The sequence below is a fragment of the Secundilactobacillus similis DSM 23365 = JCM 2765 genome, assembly GCF_001311075.1.
Classification (GTDB): Bacteria; Bacillota; Bacilli; order Lactobacillales; family Lactobacillaceae; genus Secundilactobacillus; species Secundilactobacillus similis.
This window is the reverse complement of sequence record NZ_BBAD01000139.1, coordinates 1-4,352: the sequence shown is the minus strand read 5'-3', so window position 1 is coordinate 4,352 and position 4,352 is coordinate 1. Positions and strand designations below refer to the sequence as shown.

The 4,352-nt window shown below is 49.9% G+C and carries 4 protein-coding genes; all 4 read left to right on the top strand.

Annotated features, from left to right (window positions below; genetic code table 11):
- Positions 1-697 precede the first annotated feature (697 nt).
- The 4 genes from JCM2765_RS16100 to JCM2765_RS16085 all read left to right on the top strand — a co-directional run bounded on the left by JCM2765_RS16100 (position 698) and on the right by JCM2765_RS16085 (position 4,186).
- Positions 698-1,876, top strand: a complete 1,179-nt coding sequence (locus JCM2765_RS16100) for an aminotransferase class I/II-fold pyridoxal phosphate-dependent enzyme (protein WP_054737555.1) — start codon at positions 698-700, stop codon at positions 1,874-1,876.
- 97 nt (positions 1,877-1,973) lie between these two features.
- On the top strand, positions 1,974-2,585 hold the full coding sequence (locus tag JCM2765_RS16095) for an alpha/beta hydrolase (RefSeq protein WP_054737554.1): 612 nt from the start codon (positions 1,974-1,976) through the stop codon (positions 2,583-2,585).
- 167 nt (positions 2,586-2,752) lie between these two features.
- Positions 2,753-3,514 carry a matrixin family metalloprotease gene (locus JCM2765_RS16090; RefSeq protein WP_054737553.1) on the top strand — a complete coding sequence of 254 codons (762 nt, stop codon included), beginning with the start codon at positions 2,753-2,755 and terminating at the stop codon, positions 3,512-3,514.
- A 54-nt stretch (positions 3,515-3,568) separates the two neighbouring features.
- Positions 3,569-4,186 carry a uracil-DNA glycosylase gene (locus JCM2765_RS16085; RefSeq protein ID WP_054737552.1) on the top strand — a complete coding sequence of 206 codons (618 nt, stop codon included), beginning with the start codon at positions 3,569-3,571 and terminating at the stop codon, positions 4,184-4,186.
- Positions 4,187-4,352 lie beyond the last annotated feature (166 nt).

The window sequence follows — 4,352 nt, the reverse complement described above, 5'->3', positions numbered from 1 at the left end:
GCGATTGTGATCAATGTTTAGTAACCGCAATGAATCAACGGTTGCGTGATGCTGAACTTTATCAGTTGACCGTCACGTTTATGCTAATTTGATAAGCTAACGTTGCCGTTTAACGCGTCTTGAGATGTTCTACGATAGCACCAATCTGCGCTAATGTCAGATTCCGGTCAGCGGCTAGGTGGATGCTGTGTCGCGATAATTGGCGGTTGTTGATGAACTTCCAACAACCGCCAATTATCGGGGACGAAGTTAAGACTCGCACGGGTTTTGGCGAGGCTTAACTTCGAGGGCTGAGACCGCTCTTTGGCTCAGGCCGGCCCCACAGCTGGAACCTAGCCGCTGACCGGAATCGTAAGTCCACGCAAATCACCGCACTTCACAAACTGAACAGCAGTATGCTTACGCTGGACACAAACGTACGCTCAAAACCACACTTGCAACAGCCTTCACAAACGGGTATGATTAAGGCATCATCTATTCGGAGGCTACGTTATGATTAAGTTACCAGTTGCCCAATTGAATAGCCGATTTTACTTTTGGTTTTTTCAGGTCTGACCTGTTAAGAGCCAAAAGCGTTTTGTGATGAATGCTAACGGCCCACGCAGGTCAGGGATGACTGCGTGGGCGCTAAAACCAAACCGCCCGTTCAGTCTATTTTGGCTGAACGGGCGGTTTTTAATTTAAAGGAGTGTTAGGTATGAGCCAATTATCAGAGACTATGAAACAGGAATTAAACCAGATCCAGCCATCGTCGATTTTGAAGTTCAACGCTGAAATCGCCACGATTCCAGACATTGTAAAATTAACGTTAGGAGAACCGGATTTTAACACACCAGAGCACGTCAAGCAGGCGGCGATTGAGAGCATCCAAAACAACGAAAGTCATTACACGGACTCGCGCGGTACCGAAGGCCTACGAGAAGCCGCAACTGACTTTTTGAAGGCAAAATACGGGGTGGACTACGACAAGGACACCCAAATCTTAGTCACGACCGGGGCGACGGAAGGCATCTTCTCATCGTTGACCGCGATGTTAAACCCTGGCGACACCGTCATCATTCCAACGCCCATCTTCCCACAATACATCCCCGTTACGATTTTAAATGGGGCTAAACCGGTATTCGTTGATACTTCTGATGATGGGTTCATTTTGTCACCAGAGAAGCTTCAAGCGGCAATTGAAGCGAACCGGGATACGGTGAAGGCGGTTGTCCTCAACTTCCCGACCAATCCAACTGGGGTAACGTACGGCCGTGAAGATTTGCAGAAGTTGGCCGATGTCATCAAGCAGTACGATATTTTCTGTTTGAGTGATGAAATTTACTCGGAATTGACGTACGGCGAAACGCACGTGTCGATGGGGAGCATTTTACCTGAACAGACCGTTTTACTGAACGGTGTTTCTAAATCGCATGCGATGACTGGCTGTCGAATCGGGTTGATTTGTGGACCGGTTGACGTGATCAGAGAAATTGCAAAGGTGCATCAATTTGCGATTACTTCAGCGACTGCGAATGCGCAGGCTGCGGCAGAGGAGGCCTTCAAAAATGGCCCAGATGACGGGCAGGCCATGCGCCAGATTTACCAACAACGGCGTGACCTATTGTTGAAGGGACTTCAGGAAGCCGGCTTTGAGTGCGCGAGTCCTAAAGGGGCCTTCTACTTATTTGCCAAGATTCCAGCACAACTGGAACAGGATAGTGTGGCGTTCTGCTACGACTTGGCGAAACGCGCGAAGGTGGCCGTGATTCCCGGGGCGTCATTTGGCCCTGGCGGTGAGGGTTACGTTCGGTTAAGCTACGCTGCCAGCACCGAGGATCTGAAGAAGGCCATCACACGAATTAAGGACTACGTTGCGCAAAATGCCGAAAGTTAAATCATGTTAAAGGTCGGCGATAATCTTTGTGGCAACGCTAAATCTAGGGTAAACTATAAATAGATGGAAACGATAACACAGAACAGGCGGTGGTCATATGGCAGTTGCACAACCCTTTTACTTTGAAGGCGGTGACGCGGCGGTAATCTTGTTACACACGTTCTCAGGAACGCCAACGGATGTCCGGGTACTGGGCAGAACGTTACAAAAGGCGAACTACACGGTGTTAGGACCGGTCTTTAGCGGTCATGGGACACCAGATCCGCAACAGATTTTTTTGCGGGGGAATCCTGAATTGTGGTGGCAAGATACAGTGGCGGCGGTGCAACAGCTAGAGGACGCTGGGCACCATCGAATCGCGGTATTCGGTGAATCGCTAGGTGGCCTGTTTGCGATGAAGGCGTTGGCCACGTTAGACGATGTGGTTGCCGGTGGTACAATTGATACACCGCTGTTTCCGGTGGATAAAACTAACGTTGCGGCATCGTTTTTACAACGGAGTCGAGTGGCCTATGGGAAGGCGGGAACGCCCACTGATGAGCTTGAAACGAAGATGACGTACCTCACCGCTAACATCAAAGCAATGTTGCAGTCGATCTCTGACTACACAGTTCCGGTTAAAGCGGCCTTAGATAGCCTTACTAAGCCGGTGTTTGTGGCTCAGGGAGAAGCTGATGAGTTATTAGATCCGACTTTGGGTCGCGCCTAGCTGATGATTTGAAACGAACGGCGCCCGTCACGTTTAAGTCGTATCCGGATGCGCCCCACGTGATGACGTATAGTCCACAGGTCGGCAACTGGCCACCGACATCATTGCATTTTTGCAACAACACGTTTAACTGTCACTGATCGACAACACCGGTAGGGGGGATTGTCATGCACCGCTGGCTGATACTACTAACGACATTGATTACCGTTGGCACTGGCTTACAGGTTCAGGTGAGTGCCAAGTCCCGTTCGACGACACCAACGCCCAATAAAACGGTGTTGGCACACGCATCGAACTTCTACCAACTTCATGAGACGTACTATGAGACGACCTATGGGTTAAGTGATGATTACCAGACCGCTTTTGATAGTCACGGGCGCGTTTGGATCTATAATCAGACGCATTCTAAGGCACTGTCCCAGAGTCTTAAGGCGGCGATGAAAAACTGGAATCAGCAGTTGGCGGCACCGGTATTTTATAAGGGTACCAAGAAACACCATACCCTGACGGTGAGGGTGATCAATCGCCAAGTCAAAACGAATGAGGAGCTGGCTTGGTGGCAACCGACGACCCAGACGTTGTCGATCGATAACCTGCACTACCAAACGGAGTGGCAGGCGATTAACAAATACATGAAGCAAAATTACGTCCGCCAAGCGGGACCCGACCTCGCAAAGGTGACGGCTGCAATTGACGACACTGCGACGACAACTGCTCGCAACGTTGAGTACGCCCGGATTTTGACCCATGAACTCGGTCACGTGCTGGGACTGCAACATTCCAAGAATCAAACGGATCTGATGTACGCTGGTGTTGGGTTCTCTGATATTTACCAGTATGCGGCTGTGATCAAGGACCAAATTTGGGCCAATCCGTTGAGTGTAACGGATGTCAAACGCGGCCAATTAGCGTTAAAATTATTAGATTGATTAAAATTGAGCTCGGTAGGATACCGGGCTTTTTGAGTGGGAGAGGGAACGATTATGTCAACGTTTTTTACACCTGATATGATGCAACAGGCACACGAAATTATGATCATGAATAAGCGTTTGGAGGGCGTTGTCCCCGGCGAAGGCACGTTCAGTCCAGTTTTCACGGTCGTCAGCGAAGCACCGGGACGCGTGGAAGTTGAAACGGGTCATCCGTTTATGGGACCAGCGGGTAAGACTTTAGACGACTGGTTAACCAAACTGGGGTTAACGCGCAAGAACGTTTACCTCACGGCGGCTGTTCGTTCGCGACCATTTACCGAAAAGGCAGGGCGTAAAAGCGACCGGAAGCCAACTAAGCAAGAGGAACACGATTTTGCGCCGTTGCTGGATTATGAGCTATCGCATTTACCTGAAGACCACGACTTACTGATTGGGTTAGGTAATACCGGGTTACAGCGATTGTTAGGGAACACCGTTAAAATCGGTGACGTTCATGGTGAACTGCTGCACGCCCCGATTCAAGTCTGGAACGGCACTGAATATGAATGGTCGAAACGCACCTATCCCATCGTTGCGTTGTACCATCCGTCGTATGTTCGTCGGTTTCCGAAGATGGCTGCGGTGGCGGAAGCCGATTTGGCGAAGTTGAAGCAGATTATTGAAGCATAGGCACTATCGTTTGTGTCCAGCGTAAGCATTGGGTGCGATTTGGGTGTCGGCTGTTTGACATCGCTTCGCTCGCCAAAGCCGCATGAAAACCGGCGCTCTCAGGCTACAAAATTCGGCGCCACTTAAACTGTTATTTCCAGGGTTCCTGAAGTTACAAGAAGTTGTT